Annotated in this window: 20 protein-coding genes and 1 pseudogene; 12 read left to right on the top strand and 9 right to left on the bottom strand. The window is 40.4% G+C overall.

Features of this window, described 5'->3' with window-relative positions; translation table 11 throughout:
* Positions 1 to 38 precede the first annotated feature (38 nt).
* From A0128_RS01215 to A0128_RS01165, 12 genes and pseudogenes are all read left to right on the top strand, one after another.
* Positions 39 to 1,205 carry a ribonuclease D gene (locus A0128_RS01215; RefSeq protein WP_069605863.1) on the top strand — a complete coding sequence of 389 codons (1,167 nt, stop codon included), beginning with the start codon at positions 39 to 41 and terminating at the stop codon, positions 1,203 to 1,205.
* A gap of 32 nt (positions 1,206 to 1,237) precedes the next feature.
* Entirely contained in the window at positions 1,238 to 1,909 is a 672-nt protein-coding gene (locus A0128_RS01210; protein WP_069605862.1) for an NUDIX hydrolase, read from the top strand.
* Positions 1,910 to 2,098: 189 nt separating this feature from the next.
* Positions 2,099 to 2,275 carry an LIMLP_16695 family PerRB-regulated protein gene (locus A0128_RS22235; RefSeq protein WP_118966818.1) on the top strand — a complete coding sequence of 59 codons (177 nt, stop codon included), beginning with the start codon at positions 2,099 to 2,101 and terminating at the stop codon, positions 2,273 to 2,275.
* Positions 2,272 to 2,664 carry a DUF6249 domain-containing protein gene (locus A0128_RS01205; protein WP_069605861.1) on the top strand — a complete coding sequence of 131 codons (393 nt, stop codon included), beginning with the start codon at positions 2,272 to 2,274 and terminating at the stop codon, positions 2,662 to 2,664. The genes A0128_RS22235 and A0128_RS01205 overlap by 4 nt, the downstream gene beginning before the upstream one ends.
* Positions 2,661 to 3,260: an RNA polymerase sigma factor gene (locus A0128_RS01200; protein ID WP_069605860.1), complete on the top strand. Its 600-nt coding sequence runs from the start codon at positions 2,661 to 2,663 to the stop codon at positions 3,258 to 3,260. The genes A0128_RS01205 and A0128_RS01200 overlap by 4 nt, the downstream gene beginning before the upstream one ends.
* Positions 3,244 to 3,642 (top strand): hypothetical protein, encoded by a 399-nt coding sequence (locus A0128_RS01195; RefSeq protein WP_069605859.1) that lies wholly within the window; start codon positions 3,244 to 3,246, stop codon positions 3,640 to 3,642. The genes A0128_RS01200 and A0128_RS01195 overlap by 17 nt, the downstream gene beginning before the upstream one ends.
* Positions 3,639 to 4,073: a hypothetical protein gene (locus tag A0128_RS01190; RefSeq protein WP_069605858.1), complete on the top strand. Its 435-nt coding sequence runs from the start codon at positions 3,639 to 3,641 to the stop codon at positions 4,071 to 4,073. Before A0128_RS01195 ends, A0128_RS01190 begins: the two co-directional genes overlap by 4 nt.
* Before the next feature lie 233 nt (positions 4,074 to 4,306).
* Positions 4,307 to 5,011, top strand: coding sequence for a response regulator (locus tag A0128_RS01185; protein ID WP_069605857.1), 705 nt, complete (start codon positions 4,307 to 4,309; stop codon positions 5,009 to 5,011).
* A pseudogene (locus A0128_RS01180) lies at positions 5,001 to 6,393 on the top strand (HAMP domain-containing sensor histidine kinase). Before A0128_RS01185 ends, A0128_RS01180 begins: the two are co-directional and overlap by 11 nt.
* Positions 6,394 to 6,470: 77 nt before the next feature.
* Positions 6,471 to 7,622: a bifunctional glutamate N-acetyltransferase/amino-acid acetyltransferase ArgJ gene (gene argJ / locus A0128_RS01175; protein ID WP_069605856.1), complete on the top strand. Its 1,152-nt coding sequence runs from the start codon at positions 6,471 to 6,473 to the stop codon at positions 7,620 to 7,622.
* Positions 7,603 to 8,907, top strand: coding sequence for a hypothetical protein (locus A0128_RS01170; protein WP_069605855.1), 1,305 nt, complete (start codon positions 7,603 to 7,605; stop codon positions 8,905 to 8,907). The genes argJ and A0128_RS01170 overlap by 20 nt, the downstream gene beginning before the upstream one ends.
* Entirely contained in the window at positions 8,904 to 11,267 is a 2,364-nt protein-coding gene (locus A0128_RS01165) for a PP2C family protein-serine/threonine phosphatase (RefSeq protein ID WP_069605854.1), read from the top strand. Before A0128_RS01170 ends, A0128_RS01165 begins: the two co-directional genes overlap by 4 nt.
* A gap of 387 nt (positions 11,268 to 11,654) precedes the next feature.
* Here A0128_RS01165 and A0128_RS01160 read toward each other — a convergent pair whose 3' ends face one another.
* The 9 genes from A0128_RS01160 to A0128_RS01115 all read right to left on the bottom strand — a co-directional run bounded on the left by A0128_RS01160 (position 11,655) and on the right by A0128_RS01115 (position 20,690).
* Positions 11,655 to 12,350, bottom strand: coding sequence for a hypothetical protein (locus tag A0128_RS01160; protein ID WP_069605853.1), 696 nt, complete (start codon positions 12,348 to 12,350; stop codon positions 11,655 to 11,657).
* Positions 12,350 to 13,483: a suppressor of fused domain protein gene (locus tag A0128_RS01155; protein ID WP_069605852.1), complete on the bottom strand. Its 1,134-nt coding sequence runs from the start codon at positions 13,481 to 13,483 to the stop codon at positions 12,350 to 12,352. Before A0128_RS01155 ends, A0128_RS01160 begins: the two co-directional genes overlap by 1 nt.
* The gene (locus A0128_RS01150; protein ID WP_069605851.1) at positions 13,480 to 13,734 is read right to left on the bottom strand and encodes a hypothetical protein; all 255 of its coding nucleotides are present in this window, start codon (positions 13,732 to 13,734) and stop codon (positions 13,480 to 13,482) included. Before A0128_RS01150 ends, A0128_RS01155 begins: the two co-directional genes overlap by 4 nt.
* A gap of 562 nt (positions 13,735 to 14,296) precedes the next feature.
* Positions 14,297 to 14,527: a hypothetical protein gene (locus A0128_RS01140; protein WP_069605849.1), complete on the bottom strand. Its 231-nt coding sequence runs from the start codon at positions 14,525 to 14,527 to the stop codon at positions 14,297 to 14,299.
* Positions 14,528 to 14,604: 77 nt separating this feature from the next.
* The gene (locus tag A0128_RS01135) at positions 14,605 to 14,907 is read right to left on the bottom strand and encodes a hypothetical protein (protein ID WP_069605848.1); all 303 of its coding nucleotides are present in this window, start codon (positions 14,905 to 14,907) and stop codon (positions 14,605 to 14,607) included.
* Positions 14,908 to 15,153: 246 nt separating this feature from the next.
* Positions 15,154 to 16,677, bottom strand: a complete 1,524-nt coding sequence (locus A0128_RS01130) for a thiolase family protein (RefSeq protein WP_069605847.1) — start codon at positions 16,675 to 16,677, stop codon at positions 15,154 to 15,156.
* 40 nt (positions 16,678 to 16,717) lie between these two features.
* On the bottom strand, positions 16,718 to 17,149 hold the full coding sequence (locus A0128_RS01125; RefSeq protein ID WP_069605846.1) for a MaoC family dehydratase: 432 nt from the start codon (positions 17,147 to 17,149) through the stop codon (positions 16,718 to 16,720).
* Between the two features lie 18 nt (positions 17,150 to 17,167).
* Complete coding sequence (locus tag A0128_RS01120; RefSeq protein ID WP_069605845.1) at positions 17,168 to 18,793, bottom strand: acyl-CoA dehydrogenase family protein; 1,626 nt, start codon at positions 18,791 to 18,793, stop codon at positions 17,168 to 17,170.
* A 1-nt stretch (position 18,794) separates the two neighbouring features.
* Entirely contained in the window at positions 18,795 to 20,690 is a 1,896-nt protein-coding gene (locus A0128_RS01115; RefSeq protein ID WP_069609026.1) for an AMP-dependent synthetase/ligase, read from the bottom strand.
* Positions 20,691 to 21,098: the final 408 nt, after the last annotated feature.

Raw genomic sequence — 21,098 nt, 5'->3', positions numbered from 1 at the left:
CTGCCTTCTTAAGCTTAAAATCTCAGGTCGCGTTTTTCATGCAAATAAATTCCGATTACATCGTCGTAGATACAATTCGAAGCCTACAACTCGTTCTCATCAATTTGGGTCAGGCTGACTCGATCTCCATAGATACGGAGTCCTCCGGATATTATACGTATTTTTCCAGAGTCTGTCTGATTCAAATTTCCGCGAAGGGAAAAAATTACATCATCGATCCTTTAAAGTTACAAAACTTAGAGGGTCTCGGCGCGCTATTTGAAGAAGAAAAAATTCTAAAAATCTTCCATTCCGCCATCGATGATATCAAAGCTCTCAAAAAAGACTTCGGTTTTAAGTTTAAGAATATCGCGGATACAGGATTCAGCTCTCGTCTTTTGGATCATGAGCAATATTCTTTAACACATCTTGTCGATTATTATCATAAAATCAAGCTATCAAAGAAGGAACAGAAGTCTAACTGGGAAAAGCGACCTCTGGAAAAGAGTCAGCTTCAATACGCGGCTTTAGATACGGTTTACTTAGAGACGATTTGGGGAAAAATGAAAGAGGAACTCATCAAGAGAAACCTCTACGAAGAAGCCCTTTCCGAATTTGAAAAAATTGCGACGGAAGAAGCGGGATCCGAAGGAAACTCCATTTCCATGGATAAGTTTCCGGATATCTTAGAATTCAGCGCGGACGAAAGAAGATTTATCTACGACACGTTAGTCTTTCGCGACGACAAATCCCGCAAATTGAATAAGGCTCCGTTTCGAGTTTTTAATAATGAGAAGGTGGTTCTTCTCATGAAATCCAGAAGAGATATGGCGAAATTGACGGAAGTGCTTGGAAAAAAAGACGCGGAAACTCTCTTTCAAATCTATGCAAATCCGAGCGGACCTCCGATTCAGAAGTCTGAACTTTTTAAAAAGCCCGGAGAAAATCTCACAAACGAAGAAGGCGAAAGATTCAAACGTTTGAGAATTTGGAGAGAAACGATCATGTCCATTCGAAGAATGAGTCATCAGATGATGCCTTCTAATAAAATGATCGCCGAACTCGCGCAGAGAAATCCTAAAACCTTGGACGAACTGAGAGAAATGAATTTATTCTCGGAATGGAAAGTCATTCACTACGGACCTTCGATCTTAGCCGCTTTGGAAAACATTCCTTACGAATCCAATCTCAAAGGATTGATTCCGATTAATAAAAAATTCGTGTAAGGAAAATTCAATTTTTTGAATGAAGGTTCAAAATGAAATTCGATTTTCAGGCGCTGAAAAACAGACTTACAATTCCCCAGGAAAGTTTTAACGGAATTCCGGCGCCGCCCTTAGGAGAAGAAAAAACAAAAGCTTCTTCGGTCATACTTCCGATTTATGAAAAACCGGACGACACCCAAGGTATCATTCTTCAAAAAAGAAATTCCAATCTAAAATCGCATCCCGGACAGATTTCGTTTCCGGGAGGAGCCCATTCTTCTGATGATAAAAATCTTTTAGAAACCGCGCTTCGAGAATGGGAAGAAGAAATGGGAGAATCGAGTTCCGTTCTCGAGGTTTTAGGAGAATATCCGGGGCTTTGCACAAATACCGGATTTCACATTTCTCCATTCATTGCGCGTTACAAAGGTTCTTTTCAATTCAACCCCAATCCCGAGGAAGTAGAACGACCAATTCTATTGGATCTAAATCGGTTGAACACGTCTCCGTTTTATTCGATTCGGATTCGAAGATCCGGCGCGAAAGAGTTAGAAATCTATTATTTCGACCTGGAAGAAGGATTACTCTGGGGAGCAACGGGAAGAATTATCGTAAATTTCCTCCGAGAACACGCAGAATTCAATCGTGAGCCCGTCAGAGTCGAACCAAACTTAGGAATTCCTCCTTTTTTTGATCCAATTCGTAAATTCTCTAAAAAAAGTTAAAAAGAGTTTTTTTTCTTCATTTAGATCTCCGTCTGAAAATTGTGGATAAGGATTCTGTCGCAAAACGACGGAGCTTTCACTTCTTCCGTAAAAAGTAAGCGGACCAGGAAGAAGTTGTAAATTATTCGATGGAATTTTTGATTCTGCCGATAATTTAATCGGACATAATTTATAAGGAGGTAAAAAGCGATGAAAATACTAAAGAACTTATTTCAAACGGAAATTCGTAACTCATTCTTAAAAGAAAGTTTTCAAGAAGAAGAATGGTATCAATCTCTGATCAATCGCCCAGGCATAGAAGAAAGATTTCCTTACTTCAAGACCAAAGCAGAAAATAGAAAAACTACTACAGCCATTGTAAGATGAACCCAGAAGAAAAAGCAAAATTACTACAAACACTGGATTTGATTCTGAAACACCTTCAGGATCAAAATGCCAGTTCCGGATCGGAATACAAAGTTGTACTTTATTCGGTACCCATCTTTGGAATTGTATTTGGATGCGCTTTGTTGTTTTTTGTTTTTTATTGGTGGTATAGACAACGGATCGAGATCATCAAAGCGGGGCTTTACAAGAAAGAGTCCTTTGATCTTAGAACCTATTCATTCTTCTTAGGATTGATTCTCACATTTGTCGGAATCGCCCTCTCTATCGGATTCATTTCCGTATTAGGACAATCACTCGCGATGCTCGGCGGACTAGTTCCCCTCGGAACCGGGTTAGGATTACTCTGCTACTATAAATATTCTCGATGAGGGAAAATCTTCCCATTGTATGCAAACCGGAAGACTGGGATTGCATTCAAAAAGTCCTACAAGGGGATTTTAATTCTTTCGAGCAATTGATGAACCGGTATCAAGGGCTCGTTTACTCCCAGGCAATCAAAGCGTTTCGAAACGAAACCGAAGCCGAAGACTTCACCCAAGACATTTTTCTAAAAGCCTTCGAGAGTTTATCCACCTTTCAAGGACGTTCCCAATTTTCCACCTGGTTGTTCACCATCGCCCGAAATGAAATTATCAGAAGATACCGAAAGGAACACCCGGAGATTTCCGGTCTCGATGCCCTGATTCTCGCCGAAAACGAAAAAGAGAAGAAAAAAGAAATCTCCTCGGAACAGGAAAACAAACTCTTAAAACAGGAAAGCTCCGAAAAGATACGAAATCTTGTAGAGAACCTGCCTGACGTTTATAGAAAACCGATCGCACTTCACTACTTCGAGAATATGTCCTATAAAGAAATTTCGAAAAAATTAAACTTGAAAATGAACACTCTAAAGAGTTATATTTTCAGGGGAAAAGAAATCATGAGGGATTGGTTGAATAAGGAAGAGAATGAAAAACAAGAATAGTTCAGCTTCCCAGTCTTCCCCGCCCGAGCCGGTTCCGGCCGACCTCGAAGAAAGACTTCACTTTTTCGAGGAACAGCCCGTAAATTCTTCGGAGAACACGGCCGTACCTCCCGACTTAAAAAGAAGAGTGATGCTTCACATCATTCCCGTACGTCATATTAAGATTATCTTAACCGGTCTTTTTCTTTTGGGATTTTCGCCCTTAACGGTTCTCTTCTTTATAGATATGGAATTTCTGATTGAGACGGGATTGTTACCTTTGATTTTAGTAACTAGCAGTATTCTCTTTTGTGTTTTCGCAATACTGGCCGGAATCTATCTTGTCCATTATAGAAATCCATATACGAAAGAATGGAAAAATAAATTAGGCTTTTTTGAATGAATCAAACGACACTGAGAACTTCTCTTTTTTCACTTTTTATTTTTGTATTTTTGAATCCCGCACATTCCGTTTTCGCGGATAAAGTTTCTTCCGATTCCAAACCCGTTATGGGTGCGAAGGAATATCTCAATTCAGAATTGGATCAAGTCTTTCCATTGATTCAAAAAATGAAAAAAGAAGACGCGGCCGTCCTGATCACTCAGATTCGAGAAGAATCTAAGAAGGAATGGCCGAACGCGGATAAGTTTTACTTTTTAATCTCTCATCTGGAAGCGATCAAAGCAATCGAAGAAGAACAAGCAAGACTCAAAAGTCTCAACGAAGTGTATCTCATCGGTTCCTTGCTGCTTGGGGGATTTTTAGTCTTTTCGATTTTCCGTCAACGAGCTTTGATTCGTAAGATAAATTCACAATTGGGTGAGAAAGAGTAACTTTTGTTTTCTCTCTGTCATCAAATTCCTAAAAGAGAATCGATTTTCTGGAGTTTGTAATTTTTTCGTATTCTAATTGTAACGAATTTCTGGAATATTAGAACTATAAACTTTGTCCGGTAAGAAATAGACAATCTGTCCACATAGGTCAGAATCTTATGATTTTAGAATTTTCGAAAACGAAAATCAAGTTGTAAGATAAACTGTAAAGCCGGCAAAAAAGAATAGGACTCATGAAAAACCAATCAGGGAACCCGGGACAAAAAGTCCTCGTTGTAGACGATGAGGAAGATATCGCCGACTTGATCCGATTCCACCTTGAGGAAAACGGTTACCAAGTAGACACGTGCCAAAACGGATTGGAAGTACTTCCTAAACTCGAAAAGAATACTCCCGACCTAGTCATTCTTGATCTGATGCTTCCCGGCATCGGAGGAATGGATCTTTGTAAACGAATCAAAGAGAAATATTCCATGCCGATCATTATGGTAACCGCAAAGTCCGGGGAAACGGAAGCGGTTCTCGGTTTGGAGCTCGGTGCGGACGATTACGTTCGTAAACCTTTTAGTACAAGAGAATTGATCGCAAGAGTTCGTTCGGTCTTAAGAAGAACCAAAGACGCCGAGGAAGAAGAACAATTCGAAGGGAATATCACGATCGGAAATATTTTCCTTAATCTAAAAGCGCATAAAGCGTTTATCAACAATGCCGAAGTCGATTTAACCTTAATCGAATATAAAATTCTCAATCTTTTTATGACCAACCCTGGCGTTGCATTTACAAGAGATAAATTATTGGATCGAGTTTGGGGAAAAGATATTTACGTTACGGACAGAGCGGTCGACGTAAATATTAAAAGATTACGCGATAAACTCGGGGATGAAAAAGAAAGACTCGAGACAATCCGCGGAATCGGCTATAGATTCAATGAGGCGTAGCTTATTTTCAAAACTTCTTCTTAGCAATTGGTTGCTTCTGCTCGTACTCATCGTCGCGGCGGGCGCCGTCCTCTTTGTTGAAAAATACGTTCCTCCCGATTTCAAAATTCTTCTTTTTTCCTTTTACGTTTTGTTTGCGATGTTCGGGACATTTTATATGTCTTACTCGATCGCAAAGAGCGTTTCGGAACCGTTGGACAGAATCGAAAAAAAAACCGGCGATATCAACGCCGGCGACTTTGGTTCGGAACTTGCGCTTCCGGACATTCGAGAACTCGCAGATCTTGCCTCTTCCATCAACTTAATGTCCACAAGACTTAAAAATCAATTCGTCGATCTCACGATTGAAAAAGAAAAATTCGATTCGGTTTTACAAAACTTAAAGGAAGGGGTTTTTGCGATCGATCCGGAAAACGCTTCCATTCTTTTTTCAAAACAAAAGTGTTCCCGGTTCTTTGATAGAACCAAACTCTCGATCCAGAAAGGTCGCCGACGCTACAAGAGATTCTAGACTTTTAGAATTCGTCACTTCTCATCTGAAAGGTTCTGGGGATTCTAAAATGGAAATCGATCTCGGACAGAATTTCTACGCGATCAAAATGTATCCCTTAAGAACCAACGGCAAAATTTTGATGTACATCGGCGTTATCCGAAACATCACTGAAGAAAAACAATCTCATATCATCCGCGAACAATTTGTTCAAAATGCGTCTCACGAACTTAAAACTCCGATTACGTCTATCAAAGGTTATACGGAAACGTTACTCGACCGTCTCAAGTTATCTCCGGAAAGTCATGAGAAAAGATTCTTAGATGCGATTTCTAGAAACACGGATCGAATGGTCCGTATCGTCGAAGATATGCTCACGATTACAAGAATCGAAAATCAAACTAAGATCTCCGGTGATGAGGAATTCTCCCTCAAATCTTTGGTGGAGAATTTAAGTTATACGGTAGAAGGCGTAGTCTCTTCGAAAAATCAAAAGTTCGCGGTCGAGATGAACGAACCTCTGATGATCTATGCGGACTGGGTTCTCTTAGAACACATGCTCTTAAATCTGATTTCAAACGCGTCTTCCTATTCCCCCGATGGAAAAACGATCACTCTCAAAATTCTTCCCATCAAACCGGACCAGGTTCAATTTCAAGTGATAGATCAAGGGATCGGGATTCAAGACGAAGATAAGAGTAGAATTTTCGAAAGATTCTTTCGCGTGGATAAAAACCGTTCCAGAAAAGAAGGCGGGACGGGCCTCGGTCTTTCCATCGTAAAACACATCGTTCGTCTTCATCATGGTTCTGTGAAAGTTTTCGACAATCCGGAAGGTGGAACCATTTTTTCCGTCACGATCCCGATTCGTTATCAACCCGAAGTTTCCTGAATTATTCTTCTTTCCCGCAGGAATAATTTTCCAAATATAGATCCCAATAGACACGTTGAGGGATCATATATATGACCATGCCTAAAGGTTTTTCTTCCTTTGGAATAAATATCGGAATCAAAGATAATACGAAAGACTTCGGTGTAATTTATTCCGAAGTTCCTTGTAAAGCGACTGCCGTTTTTACTAAAAATAATTTTCCTGGGGCTCCCGTAATAGTAGGAAAGGAACACATTCAATCCGGTGTTCTTCAAGCCGTCGTAATCAATTCTAAAAATTCCAACGTCGCAACCGGCGAAAAAGGAATTCAGAATTCTAGAGATATCTGTAAATCCATCGCAGAATCCCTCGGCATCTCGGAAACACTTGTACTTCCTTCTTCCACGGGAGTCATCGGAGTTCCTCTAAGAATGGAAGTAATCCTCCCCGCTTGTAAAAAGGCAAAGGAACTTTTAAAGCCCGGAAATCTGGAAGAAGTCGCCGAAGCAATCATGACCACCGATACTCGGAAAAAAATTTCTTTCCGAAAAATTAAAACGAAGTCCGGAGAAGGTACGATCTACGGAATCGCAAAGGGCGCCGGGATGATCGAACCGAATATGGCGACGATGCTCTGTTATATTCTTTCGGACGTCTCTCTTCCGGAGAACACGGATCTTTATTCAATCCTCAAGTCTTCCGTGGATCAAAGTTTCAATTGTCTAACGATCGATTCCGATACTTCGACATCCGATACGGTTGCTTTACTCTGTAACGGATTGGCGGGCGAAAGTTCAGCGGATGATTTTTCAAAAGCCCTTTTAGAAATTTGCACCGATCTCACGAAACTAGTCGCGATCGACGGAGAAGGTGCGACCAAGTTGATCGAACTCACAATCACCGGAGCCAAAAACGAAGTCCAAGCGAGAAAGATCGGTAAATCCGTTCTTAATTCTCCCTTAGTAAAAACCGCGATTTACGGAGGCGATCCCAACTGGGGACGTTTGGTGATGGCCGTCGGAAAGGTTTTTGACGAACCGATTCCTTTTGAGGGTTTGGAAATTTATTTTGGGTCCTTAGCCGTAAAGGGGGCGAGTCCTGAAACTTTGAAAAAGCTTTCCGAATATTTAAAAAATAATACTGAAATTTCCTTAAATGTAGTATTGAATGTTGGAGCGACTTCCATGAAATTTTGGGGTTGTGATCTCACTGAAAAATATATCGAAGAGAATGCTTACTATACTACCTGAAAGCGAAAACAACCAACCCGGATTTAGAGAAGCGTTTCGTTCCCTCGTAACGGATTATTATCTCATTTCCGGGATCATCAACCTATTCGCAAAAGGAATCTCCATCCTTATCGCGTTAGGCCTCTACTTTTTTATCCTTTCGATGATCCCCACTGCGATCGAATATTATATGGAGGTAAGTTTTCTATCGACGCTCCTATTTGCAGTTTTTGTTATATTCCCTCTTCAGGAAAAACTCAGCGGTAAACTCAAATCAATTCTGATTTCGGAATATCTGAGCGACGATCCTCGTTCTTCCAGAATGGCTTACAGAAGATTCGATCACGACGGATTGATCAAAAACGTATTTCCGGATTTAGTTCGTTTAACGGAAAGCAACTACGGCAAATTAGCCCTCCTGAATAACGATCTCAGAACGTTCGAACTCTATACATATGCAAAGAAAAAACAAAGAAAAGTAATCACTCACGACGGAATCAATCCCGAAGCCAAGCTTTTAAAATACATTTTAAATAAGAAGAACGGCGCGATGATCGGAGAACCGGATCAAAATCATGAAATCAACGAAGACTTTGTAAGTTTAAGAGCCAACTTCATTCTTCCGTTTGTTTATAGAGAAACGCTTTTTGGTTTTCTTGCAGTTTCCAACATCCCGAAAGACTCAGTCCGCCAAGATTTAAGTTTTCTTTCCGGTAAATGTGGAATCGCCGTACACAACCATATCCTTTCTTCTCAAGTCGCTGAAAACAAAAAGTACAGAAAAGAATTGGAAACCGCCGGTAAGATCAGAAAATTCTTAGAAGCGGGTGAACCTCCGATGATTGGAAACATTCGCACCGAAATTCTCTCCAGAGAACCGGGAGAACTCGTAGAATTCTTAAATGCAGACGGTGAAGAAACCTACTTTGTAATTTTAAAATTAGGAATTACAAATCAGGTTTCCGTTTTGGTTCTCTGCTACATATTAGGAATTCTTTATTCAGCAAGAACATCTCGATCCGTTCAGAGTTTGAATTACGTAAAGAATCTCGTGGAATCGTATCTCAAAGAAATTTCGTGGAACGAAGAATACGATCTTTTAGTGGGAGTCATTCGTAGAACTGAAAGTACGATTTCCCTGAGAAGCTCCGGAAAAAATTTCAAAGTACATAGAAATTCCAACTTTGGTAAAAATCTTTTGTCCATCGGTTGGGAAGTGGAAGAAGAGATCGGAAACGATCCTTTGATCCTGACTTGGAAAACCCGAGCTATGATTTCCTTTTATGATCTGAGGTTTCCAGCGTGAGAAATATTCTTTTATTATTTATTTCTCTGATTCTACTTAGCTTTGCGTTACTCATCGGAGTTTTACAAACTTCTTCCGAAAGTCTAAGACCGCCCTTCTATTATTATCCGAATGGAACGATCATTCAAACCAACGAAGAATTCCCCGGCGTTCTCGGTAAAAAAGTGGATCTTCTCGAATTGGAGATTGCGGTAAAGATGGCCGAGTCCGGTCAATCTTACGAAAACGGAATTCACGTCTATGATAAGGGCGTGAGTGAAACAATTCCTGTAATTCTCGCGCCGAAATCGGATTATTCCGTTCTAAAAGATTTTACTCGGGATATTTTGATCTCATTAATCTATCTTTCCGTAGCGATTTGGTTTTTCTTTTATACAAGAGATCTTTATATGCTCTTGCTCTTTGGATCCTTATCCTGTTTGAGTTTATTTAATTTTTTCTTGGTCGGGTTTCATGAATTTCATTTTTTATTCTTCTTCTTTTTATATTTTACTGCCTTTGTAATTTTAAACATCTCCTTTCGATTGAGAGGAAAGGAATTGCCGACTCGTTGGTTTGCACCGGAACTCATATTCTCTCTCATCGCGGGGTTTGTAGGACGTTCACAGAAAGCGGATCCGCATATTTTCGGAATTCTCGCGACCAACGGAGTTTATTTTATTCTTCTTTGTTCCGTAATTTGTATTTTCTTTTTGATATTGGATTCGATTCGGAACTTATTCCCTCTTCAGAGTTTATTCAAAAAACTCAGTTTGATCCTTGCTTTTAGCGCGATCTCGATTCTACCTTTTGTCTCCGTAGAATTTTCCGAAATCATTTCACCGGATCTTTCAAAACTACTGATTCTATTCGCTTTTCTGATTTTTCCGGTCTTGATCATCTACGGAACGTTCACGTATTCGATCGTTCCGGTTCAGATTGCATTTAGTTCCTCTCTCACGTCGATATATTTGATTTTGATATTAGCGGGCGGTTATCTTTTCCTATTAGGCGCGTTTTTTAAGTTCAATCCGATCGCGGCCGACAAGTATCTGGAAGAATTCAATATTCTTTTTCTTTCCATGAGTATCTATACTCTTAACTCTTTGAACCGAAGACTTGCAAATCTCGTCGATACTTGGAGCTTCAAGAGAAATCAAAAGTTACATTCAGCTCTTGAAAAGGTTTCTTCGATGATCAGCGCTCCGATTTCAATGAGGGCGACGATTAACAGCCTAATGAGAAAAGTTTCGGAAGCATTGGACATCAGCAAGGTTCTTGTATTGATTCCCGCCGATAAATTCCCGAGAACTGACCTAAGGAACATCAATTTCATAAGAATCTCTTCCACCTCCGAAATTTGGCAGTATTTCGCGGCGAATACGGAAGTTACCGTAACCACGCACCTCGCATACGGACTTGGAATCAGAGAATCGGTCTATAAATTTCTGCAAAACTCCGGAGTGCAGCTAACGTATCCGATTTTCAATTACTCCAAAGGAAAAGAAGTCCTCGGAGTGTTTCTGGTGGGTGAAAAGAACAATCGAAAGAATTTTAACCTCGGAGAACTTCATTTTCTAAAAGAATGCACGAGAATGGCCTCTATGTTGCTGCAAAACTACGCGTTATTAGCGGAAGAAGTTGAAAAAAAGAGAATCGTTCGTGATCTCAATATGGCAGCGATCATCGATAAGACTCTTCACGTTGCGGAAGGAGGAGCGATCAAGGGAACAAAGATCGGATTCTTCTCGATTCCTGCGGTTGGAATCTCCGGAGACTACTTAGATATTCAAAAATTGAATTCAAATCGAATGTTGTTGGCTTTAGGAGACGTTTCCGGTCATGGATTGGGAACGGGATACCTCGTAAGTGCGATCAGAGGTATCATACAGAATCAAATTCGTAAAAAATCGGACCTATCTACGATCTTCAAAGTGATCAACTCGTTTCTCATAGAAAGATATAGAGGAAGCGAGTTCATGACTTTCATCTGCGGAGAATACAATTCTCAAGAAGAAACCTTCAAATATATCAATGCGGGACACTCTTCTCCTATCTGCATTCGAAAAAGCGGCAAAATTGAATTGAGAACCGAGACACAAAGAGTTCTCGGAGTCTTACCTACCGACTATAAACACTTAACGATTCCGATTTATCCAGGTGATAAATTAATTTTATTCACCGATGGGATCACTGAAACGTTCAATGAGAATGAAGAAATCTTCGGAGATGAGAATTTTTTAAATCTTTTGAAGAGTAATCATCAATTGAATCCACAAGATCTTGCTGATCTTGTATTAAAAACGATTCAAGACTTCCGCGGAATAAAAGATCCAAGCGATGATATATCTTTTATCTGCGTTGAAGTGAATGATAAGTAATCATCATGAATCAAAAATTATGATGAGAAATAAATTTTAAAAAAAATTGTAAAATTTTATTAAAACACTTTACATTTTTATCTTGATCCATTAATTATGTCCCTAATCACGGCATTTAGAACTGAACAAAATTCAGAACTGATGTTAGTAACACGGAGGAAGAGTCAATGGTTGCAAAAAAGAAAGCAGCAAAGAAGGCAGCTAAGAAAAAAGTTGCTAAGAAAAAAGCAGCTAAAAAGAAAGTTGCGAAGAAGAAATAAGTAATCTCGCAACACACTTTCATTCTAAGAAGGGATGAAACTTTAAAACCCGCTTTTCGAAGCGGGTTTTTTCTTTTATACACATCAAATTGATCGTTATAGATCGTTCATTCGAGCTGAAATCAGCTTAAAATCCTAAAAATCCGGTAAGAAATATCATTTCGTCCTTCATCTCGGGCATAATATCGCCATAAGCTTTGATTTGTTTGGATTCGCCGTCCGCATTGATCTCATAAAGACGATATTCTTGATTAGTTGCAGGCGATCTTTCTAGTTTGAAGAAGCGAGTCGGCTTTCTCGAAAAGCGATTGTATAAGGTAAACTTATGATAATAGAACCCGTCTTTTCCTGCATTGATAGGATATGGAATGAAATATTCTGCGCCTAATAACAATGAATCCGGTTTTACTACGATCATTCTTGTCCAAGTCGCGAGGTTGATCGGATAATTTTCATCTAAGAAAGACTTCTTATACTTTTTTTCCCAGATGGATAAGATTCTTTTGCGAGTTTCATTCGCTTGTTTGTGTCTCTGAAGTCCGTTTAAAGAAATTTCTAAGAGTGATAAGAGAGGTATTGTCTCATTTTTACCACTCTTTGATAGTTCTAGTTGTATTAACTTCTTAGAAGAATGAAAATCTTGATTATAAATCTCTTGCCAGATCTTTTCTTGCACTTCCGCACTCAGAGGGTCCGTGCTTTCGGATAAAAGAGACAGAGGAAGAGTCACCCATATCAATCCGAAACAAATCAACGTTAAAAGAAACGCAGACTGATTTGAATAACGTCTGATAGAACGGATGATGTCTTCCATTAGAAACATTAGATAAGCGATTGCCTTTCCGCGTCGTGAAACCAAGGAAATTTTTTTTCATCCCAGATCTGATTGAAGGATTGGATTCCGTCTTTCTGAGCGTATTCTTTTTCTTCTTCCGCAACCGGTAATAAGGATAAGAATCGAACCTTCTTTCCGTTTTCAGAAATCAAACCCGTTAAGTCCGGAGCATCCGCATTTGAAGAGAAAGTTTCTAAATCACGAAATAAAATCGAAGTGAAATTGAGGAACAAGGCTTCGGGATCTTTCCGAGACATAGAAATCGTATGACCATTGCCGAACCACTTCGCCATATTCCATGGAAAACGAATCAGCTCGCCGATGAGATGTGGAACCCAAGAATCGGATCTCTCTAAGCCTTCAGAACCGATTTTAACGGCCAATACAAGCTCTATACGTGCGTAATCCTCATAATCCTTATGAAAAAGCTCTACAGACGGCATATTTTGAGCGCTCATGCCGATCGTAGTGTAGATCCATATATCCGGATTGTTTAATGATCGAAAACGAACGATTCCTAGTTGAGGATACTTACCGCCGTCCGCCGACCAATATTTATCGTGCTTACCAAGTTTTGATTCTAAAAAATGAAGACGCTTCTCTTGAATTTCTTTCCAAGCTCCTTTTTTGGAACGGGCTTCCCAAAAATTTCGAGAAGCTTGAACACGATCCGGAATTACGCCGAACTCGGAATTCCCCAGAGGATAAGCAGTTAAAGAATCTACTTTTGCATGAATTGAATAACCGTGGAACCCTTTGATTCCCGACCAAGGAGGAAGAAACGCATACAACGTTTCCTTGTAAAAAAGAGCGACTCCATCCCCTTCTTCCGTCCAGATAAAATAAATATCTTTTTCTTCCAACGCAGCGTGCGGTTTAGAATCGAGCACTTCCGCGCGAAGAAGAATGGGAGCCAAGCCATCGGAAAGATCTTCTCGATTTCTTATTTCGGGCGCTTCCACTCGGTTACAAACCCAGACCGACTTGATGCCGAATTCAGGATTCTGTTCCCCTTGAAGATAAAGATAAACCGTTCTTCCATCGTCTTCTAAAAACGCCGTAAAGGTTCCGTAAGGATTTGCCTCTTGATAAATAACTTTTGGTTCCATCGTCTGATTCATTGAATAGGGATATCCACGATTCTTTTCTTAAAATTTTCGAGGAGAGATTGGATCGAGGCCTCGGATCTATATTCGTTTAACACTTCCGGCTGATAAAAGGAAGCGTTGAGAAGCCCGGTGAGTTCGATTTCATTCCAGGTTTTAAAAGAATCCAAGACCATCACAACTTCTTCTGAGATCGGTTCCTGATTCTTTTTAGAGCGGATAAAAGTTTCTACGGCTCGGGTCGGAGTCATTGGTTTCTTATACATGCTTTCCTCGGTCTTTAGACAAGGTTCTAGCGGAATAAGAATGTTTCAACTCTCTAAAGAAGCGATTCTATGAGTAGAATCGGAAAAAGGGCGGGTTTAAAAAATGAAAAACCGGGCGCACAAATGTATTCCCGGTTCGAAATTACTCAAAAACTAACGGTGAACGTATTGTTTGAGAGCCCGAATTGGAATTCGTTCCCGGGAAACCCTGGTTTTATACTGCTCAAAGAGAATTAAGAAGAGTAAGGTGATCAGAAATAAGTTTTCCATACTTACAGTTGACTATAATTCATAAAAAAAATCGAATCTTTTTGGAAATTTTTTTCCAAAAGTTTTTTTTCAGACCGTCCTTTTTTTGGAAATAAATTGACTGTTTTTAAAAAAAAGGAAATATATTTTGGCACACTTTTCTTGAGGACTATAAGGAAAAATAGAAGAAAAGAGCTGGGATGAGAGGATTCCATTTCTCTTTTTCACATTCACAATCGATTCTAAAAGAAAAAACTGTTTAAGGTATAAAGGAGAAGTGGATTCTAAAAAAACTAAAACGAATCGATCGTATCTATTTCCCCTGAAGAATCTGTTTCGCTGCGGACTTAATCGAGTTTTTTAATTTCGTTCGACTGCCAGAGGACAGCTTCGCCATAATTTCAATCGTCTTAACAAATTCCTCAGCGGCTAAATCTACCATATCCGAAAGACGAATGTCGTTTTTGTTTACGGAGGAAGATACGTGAGCTCGTTTTTTTTTCGGAGCAGCTTTTTGGATTTTGGTCTTCTTTTTTTGGACCATGATAAATTCCCCTCGGATAAGAATGGTGGATACGGATTCTATTTATGTATTGGATCGAATCCAGCAGAAAGTGAATCTTATTCCAAAAATATTCCCATTACGCGATAACAGTCCATTTTGCTTTCTGAAATTTCAATGACGGACCCGTCTGGGCCGAATTCTTGCAATTTGATCTTGTCCGGGAACCCGGTTTTAGAGACAGAATCGGAAACGACGAAGAATGTTGAGTATTTTCGGAGATTCAGACAATTCTCGACCTTTCTTCCGTGAAGAAACATGGTTCCTTCTTGTTCATTGGAAGAATCCGGAATTAAGATCAAATCCGAACCGTTAAAGATGCGAATCTGGCCTGTCTGTATATTCTCAGCCTTAATATGCATAACTCGAACCAATCCTGAGAGAAGTTCCCTCATCCGTTCTTGATTAGAATTAGCGTTATATGTTTGGAGAATGCTAAAAAATAACCAATCCGGAAATCTGACTAATATCGTTCCACAACTGCATCTGAATTTAGAATCAGCTTTTCGATTTTGATATCCGCAAAGACCAACACTTACTTTGACTGTTTTTTCTCGGCGGATACTCGGAAAACGTACTGACTTATCATCTTGAAAATTTCTTTCAATTCAAGATAAAATTCCTTTTAAAAAACCGTTTTCATTTACGATTTTTAATTTCGAACGATCGATTTCCAGCGTTTGATCCGTTTTTAAGAGTTCTCCATTCTTATTATATGCATTTACCATTACATATCTGCCCGATTTCATCTTTACGAGCACCAAAGAATAAGGCGCTTTCGTAAAAGAACCGGGATTCATGTTGACTGTTGTCGAAGAAAAAACAGTTCCGATCTCGTTCTCTTTCGCGCCGTTTTGATTTAAAAAAAGTTTAGGGCGTTTTACGGACTTCGCCTTCAGCTTAGAAGGTTTCGAAGAAAAAATCGCAACCGAATTGATACTATCCACTCCTCCGTTTCCACCTAAGAGAGATTTTTCAGGTCGTGTCACCTTGATGTTCGGAACTTCTCGAGAATACAATCCGTAGTGCGCGGCGAGATCGATAAGTCCGGTTGCGGCAGACATGGACATGGCGGCTTGATAATTTAAAATCCCGCCCATTTCGTTAATTTTGATTTTTTTTCCGTTCTTAAATTGCAACTCTCCGTTCTTTAACGTTTCTGCAATTTCTTTCTTTGATAATCCGAAATACTCGGAGGATTGAAGAATTACCATTCCCGTAAAACAATCATAGATCCAAGCGTAGTCGATCTCTTCTCTTTGAATCCCGGCGGATGCGAAAGCGATCTCACCAGCCAATCCTGCGGGTGTCGCGAAGTCGCCTTTGAGCATAAAGTATTCGGAATGCGCCGCGTGACCTGCGCCGATGAGATACATCGGATCCAAATCTTTTTTTAGTTTTCCTTGTGTCTGGAGTTTCTTCGCTTTTTTCTCGGACATGAGTAAAGTTGCAAAGCCGTGATCGGTGACAATCGCAATCATAGGAATAGAATACGGATCCGCAATCGTACGAGAGATTTGTTTTTCGGTAATTTCTTGTTGATAAACGCTCGCTCTCGGATTGGAGATCGCATTGGATCTGAATTTCTTTGTGATCTCTTCCAAGTCATTCTGAACGATCCCATGATCAAACATCATTCTTTTCATAAGAAGACCGTACATTGCGATCAACGTTGCGCCGTAGTTGAGCTCAAAGACGGGATGACAAACGGTTTCATTCAAACGTTTCAAATCGGATACTTGTTTGAAGGCCGATTTAGGTATGTCCGCCGCCGCAACCAAAACCACAGCTTCGGGATCGGATTGAAGAATCGTTCTTGCTTGTCCGATCGCTCCGGTTACGCTCGCTCCGCCCAAATCGATTAAGTGAGAACGGAAGCCCGTATATCCGAGTTCGTTCGCGATTCTAACGCTATGCCCGTAACCCGATTTTCCCAAAGACGCAGGTTCGATACTTACAAAATCGGTAAGAAGATTCTGAAGAACGTCGGGTTTCATTTCCAAGAATTGAAGAAGATCAGATATTGATTTTTTATAATGTTCTAATACTTTCTTTTCTCCGGACCATTCCTTATATTCTTCCGGAAAATCGCTCGCGACGGAATCGCTAATACCTAGTAAAACAGGATTCATGAATTTGCCTTTTTGGATTCGTTTTTAATAATTCTAAAAATTAAGAATTCGATTCGGGCGGAAGAACCTTACATTCTCCCTTTCCGATCGTATCCCCTTTTTGATTGGTCCAGAGAATTTTCATCTCTACCATCTTCAATCTTTGTACTTTCGATTTCACTTCCACCGTACACGTAATCGTATCTCCCGGAAAAACCGGTTTTCGAAACTTGGTTACGGTCTCCAATGCGACGGTTCCCAAGCCCGGAAGTTTCATACCTAAAACGGGAGCTAGTAAGGAAGCCGCAAGCCCTCCGTGTGCGATTCTGGTTCCGAACATCGTAGTTTTTGCATATTCTTCGTCCACGTGAAGCGGATTAAAATCTCCGCTGATACCGGCAAAAAGATAGATATCAGTTTCCGTAATCGTTTTCGAAAAACTCGCCTTATCTCCGATTTGGATTTCCTCGTAAGATTTTCCTTTTTGATACATTCAAAATTCTCCGTTGATTTAAACCGAAACCGCAGTTGCGCCGAGGATTCCCTCTTTTAAGAATTCGATACAATTTTCGATTTCTTTTTCCGGTACGGTCAAATCTCCGAATGCTTTTAGAAAATCACTAACGCCTTGTTCATCCAATTCTTTAAGATAAACGATTCCTCGGATGTAACGAGCCGTCAGATAATATGCAAGAATTTTAATGTCTCTTTCTTTATCCGCAACCTTATAGTGATTGCTATCTTCCATCAAATCCCAGACGCTCAATTTAAGAATCGTCGTGAGAGTTAATAAATCCGCGAAACCGAATTCAAAAGGTTGTCTTTTTTTTCTTTCCGGATTTTCTCCCACGGTCCGAACGAGTTTATCGAGTTTGGTAATCAATCTTGCAACAGGTGTGTCTTTTATTTTTTTCTCGGAAGCGATTCGAGTTTCTTCCGAAACCGCGCTTTCAATGATATTCTTAAATTTATCATATCCTCCGTAACTTGCGGAGATAATACTTCTTTGTACTTCCGAAGTTCCACCGCCGATGGTTCCGAGTTTGACGTCTCTGTAAAATCGGCTGACCGGAACTTCTCTCATGTATCCCATTCCGCCGAAAATCTGAACCGCGTCTGACGCGACTTCTTCACAAACTTCGGAAGCATAAACTTTTACGATCGAGCTTTCCATCGGAAGACTTACATCGGGTTCGGAATCTTTTTTACGGGCTACAAAGTAGATAACTCTTCTGGCCGCACAAAGATAAACCCAAGTCCTTGCAATTTTTTCTTTCATCGCAAAGAAAGAAAGAATCGGTTTGCCGAACTGATGTCTATGCCATGCATACTGAAGACAACTTTCTACGGCATTCTCCATTCCTCCCATCAAAGCCGCGAGAAGAACGGTTCTTTCCCATTCTAAGGTTGCTTTTCCGATTCTTAGAAAACCGGAATTGAGAGGGCCGAGTAAATTTTCTTCGGGAACAAACATGTCTTCAAAGGAAAGTTCTGCGGTCGTAGAAGTGTTATGGCCTAACTTCTTCAATACTTTAGAAACTCGGAATCCTTTCATGTTGGATTCTACAATAAATGCGGAAACACCCATCGGGCCTCGAGACTTCGTTGTGCGGGCCATGATGATAAAAACCTGACCGATCGGGCCGTTCGTGATATACATCTTACTTCCGTTGAGAATAAATCCGCCTTGCGTTTTTTCGGCGAAGGTTCTCATACCCGCGGCGTCGGATCCTGAATCGGGTTCGGTCAAACCAAGACCCGCGATCCATTCTCCAGAAGCAAGTTTAGGTAAATATTTATTCTTCTGAGCTTCCGTTCCTTGAAAAAGAATCGGAAGAGTTCCGATGATCATGTGAGCGCCCCAGGAAAGTCCGAAGCCCGAGTCCATCGAACCGGCGTTAAACGCTTCTTGCGCGAGACAGCATTGAAAACAACTTCCTCCTTGTCCTCCGTATTGTTCCGGAAGAGGAATTCCGAGCAGCCCCATACTTCCCATTTCTTTCCAGAGTTCGTCGTCCCAGGTACAATCCTCGTCTCTTTGTTCCACCGTCGGAAGCGCTCTTTCTTTTGCGAATTCCTTTACGGTGATATAAAAATCTCTATCTTCACTTTCTAAGTATGGATTTAAAAACAACATATCACTTCGTTAACTCCGTTATTTCTTTTTTAAAATTCTCTAATATTTCATTTCGTTTCATTTTCAAAGTCCGAGTCATTTCCTTGTCAGGATCAAAAAGCCGAGGCACAACATAAAAAGCGTTCTGCGGAATCAATTCAAATGCCTTAAATCCACCCTTGCGGGAAATTCTCGTTGAAATTTCTTTTTTAAAAACTTCGCGAACCTTTGGATTCTGATTCCACTGCGTAGGATCTTCGGGAATTCCTTCTATCTCTGTTTTCATTCTATCAAAATCCGGCACAATTAAAACAACAAGATGTTTGCTTTCGTGTCCAGTCACCATAACCTGATTGATAAAAGGGGAATTGAGAAGTTGATCTTCAATCGGAACCGGTTCTATGTTTTCACCGCCAGCGAGGACGATCGTATCCTTGGCCCTTCCCGCAAATGAAAGTTCTCCTCGGTAATTCACGCGCATGATATCGCCCGTATCAAAAAAACCGTCTTTATCAAAGACGACTTCGTTGAGTTCGGGGCGTTTATAATATCCCATAAGAATTTGTTTGGATTTGAGCCAGAGTGTTCCCTTTTTAGAACTTCCTTTGGGAATCAGATTTCCTGCTTCATCTTTCAATCGATACTCATAACCTTCTACGGGAATCCCCACGGTTCCCGAAGAAGGCTTTTTCGGCTTTCGAACCGAAGTGACCGCGGAAGTTTCCGTCATTCCGTAACCTTCCAATACGATCAAACCGATCGCAGATAAGAATTTATCGACAACGCTTGGAAGTGCGCTACCGGCCGACACTGAAACCCGCAATCTTCCTCCTAACGCCTTATGAACGGACGAAAAGATTACGATCGCAAAAAGTTTGAGCGGAGACAAAAACGAAAGTTTCAAAAACGCGACGAACCTTCTCGCAAAATCGTTTAGAAAAGAAGGCTTTTCGATTTGAAAGTCGTATCCAAAAAAAATGGATTTGTTAAGCGACCAAATCATACCAACCTTTAAAAAGAAATGAAACAACCCTCTTTTCAAAGGGGATTCTTTGGAAACCTTTGCCATAATTCCGTTATAAAGAGATTCCCAGATTCTGGGGACCGAAGGAAATAAAGTCGGACGAAAATCTCGAAGATCGTCCTTCAAAGATGTAATATTAGAAATTAAGAATGTGACGCCCAAGGCCACCGTACAATACTCAATCGCGCGTTCAAAAGCGTGCCAAGGAGGAAGTAAACTTACGCCGGAGTCTTCCGAAGTGAGTCCCGCAAATCGAATGACCTTCTCCACAGCCGAAATCCAACCGGTCTGATTGAGCATCACACCTTTAGGAGCCCCCGTCGTTCCGGAAGTGTAAATCAGCGTTGCGAGTTCATCGGGAGACTTTTCCTTCAAACGATCGCGGATCGCGGTCGGATGACTTTTCAGATAATTTCTTCCCGAATGAATCAAACTCAATACGCTATCGAGTCCGGACTTCAGTTCTCCGTTATCGTCTTCTAAAACGAAAACCTTTTTGATTCCTGGAATTTGAGAAGCGAGTTGTATCAGTCGAACCTTATCTTTATCCTTCTGAACCAAGGCGTATCTGCTTTCGGAATGATTTACGATATAAAGAATATCTTCGTCAACCACATCCGTCCCTCTCGGAACACAAACCGCGCCGGAGCTGATAATTGCGAGATCCGCTAAGAACCAGTTTACGCTCGAATCACAAAGATATAGAATCTTATCTTCCTTTGTAATCCCTTCGGCGATAAGACCCGCGGTCATTTCGTCGACTTGATCTTTCAGAGTGGAGAAAGTTCTTCCTTGAATCCCATTCGGAGTTCGCTTACAAAAGGTTTCTTTATCTGGAAAACGCTGCGCCGAACGTTCCAGTAGATCATACAAATATTTAGACTCAGTCTCCAAAATCATTCCCCTCAAAGAAAGAATATCCTCTTTCGGCAGAAAGAATAGAAATCGAAGTCAGCCTATCAAGTCCTTTTTGTGAAACTCGATTAAATTGAAACACAATAAACGAATGTTCATTTTTAACAAAAGACCATAGCGCGACTCAAGGACAAAACCGACTTTTGTCGGTTTTCTAACAATCAAAAAACTTAGAAAAGTATAAGATCAATTCTTAGAAAGAAATAAAATGCCAATTAGCAGCGAAATCCTGTTGGAAGGGATTCAATTTACTTTAAAGACACAAAACTTACAAATTCGGAATTTGGAAAGAGTGTGGAATCGGGTTGATTCCTTACTCTGAATTCTCCTTTGGAAAAACGACGGTTCAAAAGAGGATCTTAAAAGTCCTGAAGGACAGTGAATAAG

Origin of the sequence: Leptospira tipperaryensis (assembly GCF_001729245.1) — a bacterium.
Classification (GTDB): domain Bacteria; phylum Spirochaetota; class Leptospiria; order Leptospirales; family Leptospiraceae; genus Leptospira; species Leptospira tipperaryensis.
The sequence above is the reverse complement of the archived record's forward strand: the minus strand, read 5'-3'. Positions and strand labels throughout refer to the sequence as shown.

Excerpts from the sequence above, each read along its gene's own strand:
- A0128_RS01215 (WP_069605863.1), top strand. The coding sequence starts at position 39 with ATGCAAATAAATTCCGATTACATCGTCGTAGATACAATTCGAAGCCTA.
- A0128_RS01210 (WP_069605862.1), top strand. The coding sequence starts at position 1,238 with ATGAAATTCGATTTTCAGGCGCTGAAAAACAGACTTACAATTCCCCAG.
- A0128_RS22235 (WP_118966818.1), top strand. The coding sequence starts at position 2,099 with ATGAAAATACTAAAGAACTTATTTCAAACGGAAATTCGTAACTCATTC.
- A0128_RS01205 (WP_069605861.1), top strand. The coding sequence starts at position 2,272 with ATGAACCCAGAAGAAAAAGCAAAATTACTACAAACACTGGATTTGATT.
- A0128_RS01200 (WP_069605860.1), top strand. The coding sequence starts at position 2,661 with ATGAGGGAAAATCTTCCCATTGTATGCAAACCGGAAGACTGGGATTGC.
- A0128_RS01195 (WP_069605859.1), top strand. The coding sequence starts at position 3,244 with ATGAAAAACAAGAATAGTTCAGCTTCCCAGTCTTCCCCGCCCGAGCCG.
- A0128_RS01190 (WP_069605858.1), top strand. The coding sequence starts at position 3,639 with ATGAATCAAACGACACTGAGAACTTCTCTTTTTTCACTTTTTATTTTT.
- A0128_RS01185 (WP_069605857.1), top strand. The coding sequence starts at position 4,307 with ATGAAAAACCAATCAGGGAACCCGGGACAAAAAGTCCTCGTTGTAGAC.
- argJ (WP_069605856.1), top strand. The coding sequence starts at position 6,471 with ATGCCTAAAGGTTTTTCTTCCTTTGGAATAAATATCGGAATCAAAGAT.
- A0128_RS01170 (WP_069605855.1), top strand. The coding sequence starts at position 7,603 with ATGCTTACTATACTACCTGAAAGCGAAAACAACCAACCCGGATTTAGA.
- A0128_RS01160 (WP_069605853.1), bottom strand. The coding sequence starts at position 12,350 with ATGTTTCTAATGGAAGACATCATCCGTTCTATCAGACGTTATTCAAAT.
- A0128_RS01155 (WP_069605852.1), bottom strand. The coding sequence starts at position 13,483 with ATGAATCAGACGATGGAACCAAAAGTTATTTATCAAGAGGCAAATCCT.
- A0128_RS01150 (WP_069605851.1), bottom strand. The coding sequence starts at position 13,734 with ATGTATAAGAAACCAATGACTCCGACCCGAGCCGTAGAAACTTTTATC.
- A0128_RS01140 (WP_069605849.1), bottom strand. The coding sequence starts at position 14,527 with ATGGTCCAAAAAAAGAAGACCAAAATCCAAAAAGCTGCTCCGAAAAAA.
- A0128_RS01135 (WP_069605848.1), bottom strand. The coding sequence starts at position 14,907 with ATGCATATTAAGGCTGAGAATATACAGACAGGCCAGATTCGCATCTTT.
- A0128_RS01130 (WP_069605847.1), bottom strand. The coding sequence starts at position 16,677 with ATGAATCCTGTTTTACTAGGTATTAGCGATTCCGTCGCGAGCGATTTT.
- A0128_RS01125 (WP_069605846.1), bottom strand. The coding sequence starts at position 17,149 with ATGTATCAAAAAGGAAAATCTTACGAGGAAATCCAAATCGGAGATAAG.
- A0128_RS01120 (WP_069605845.1), bottom strand. The coding sequence starts at position 18,793 with ATGTTGTTTTTAAATCCATACTTAGAAAGTGAAGATAGAGATTTTTAT.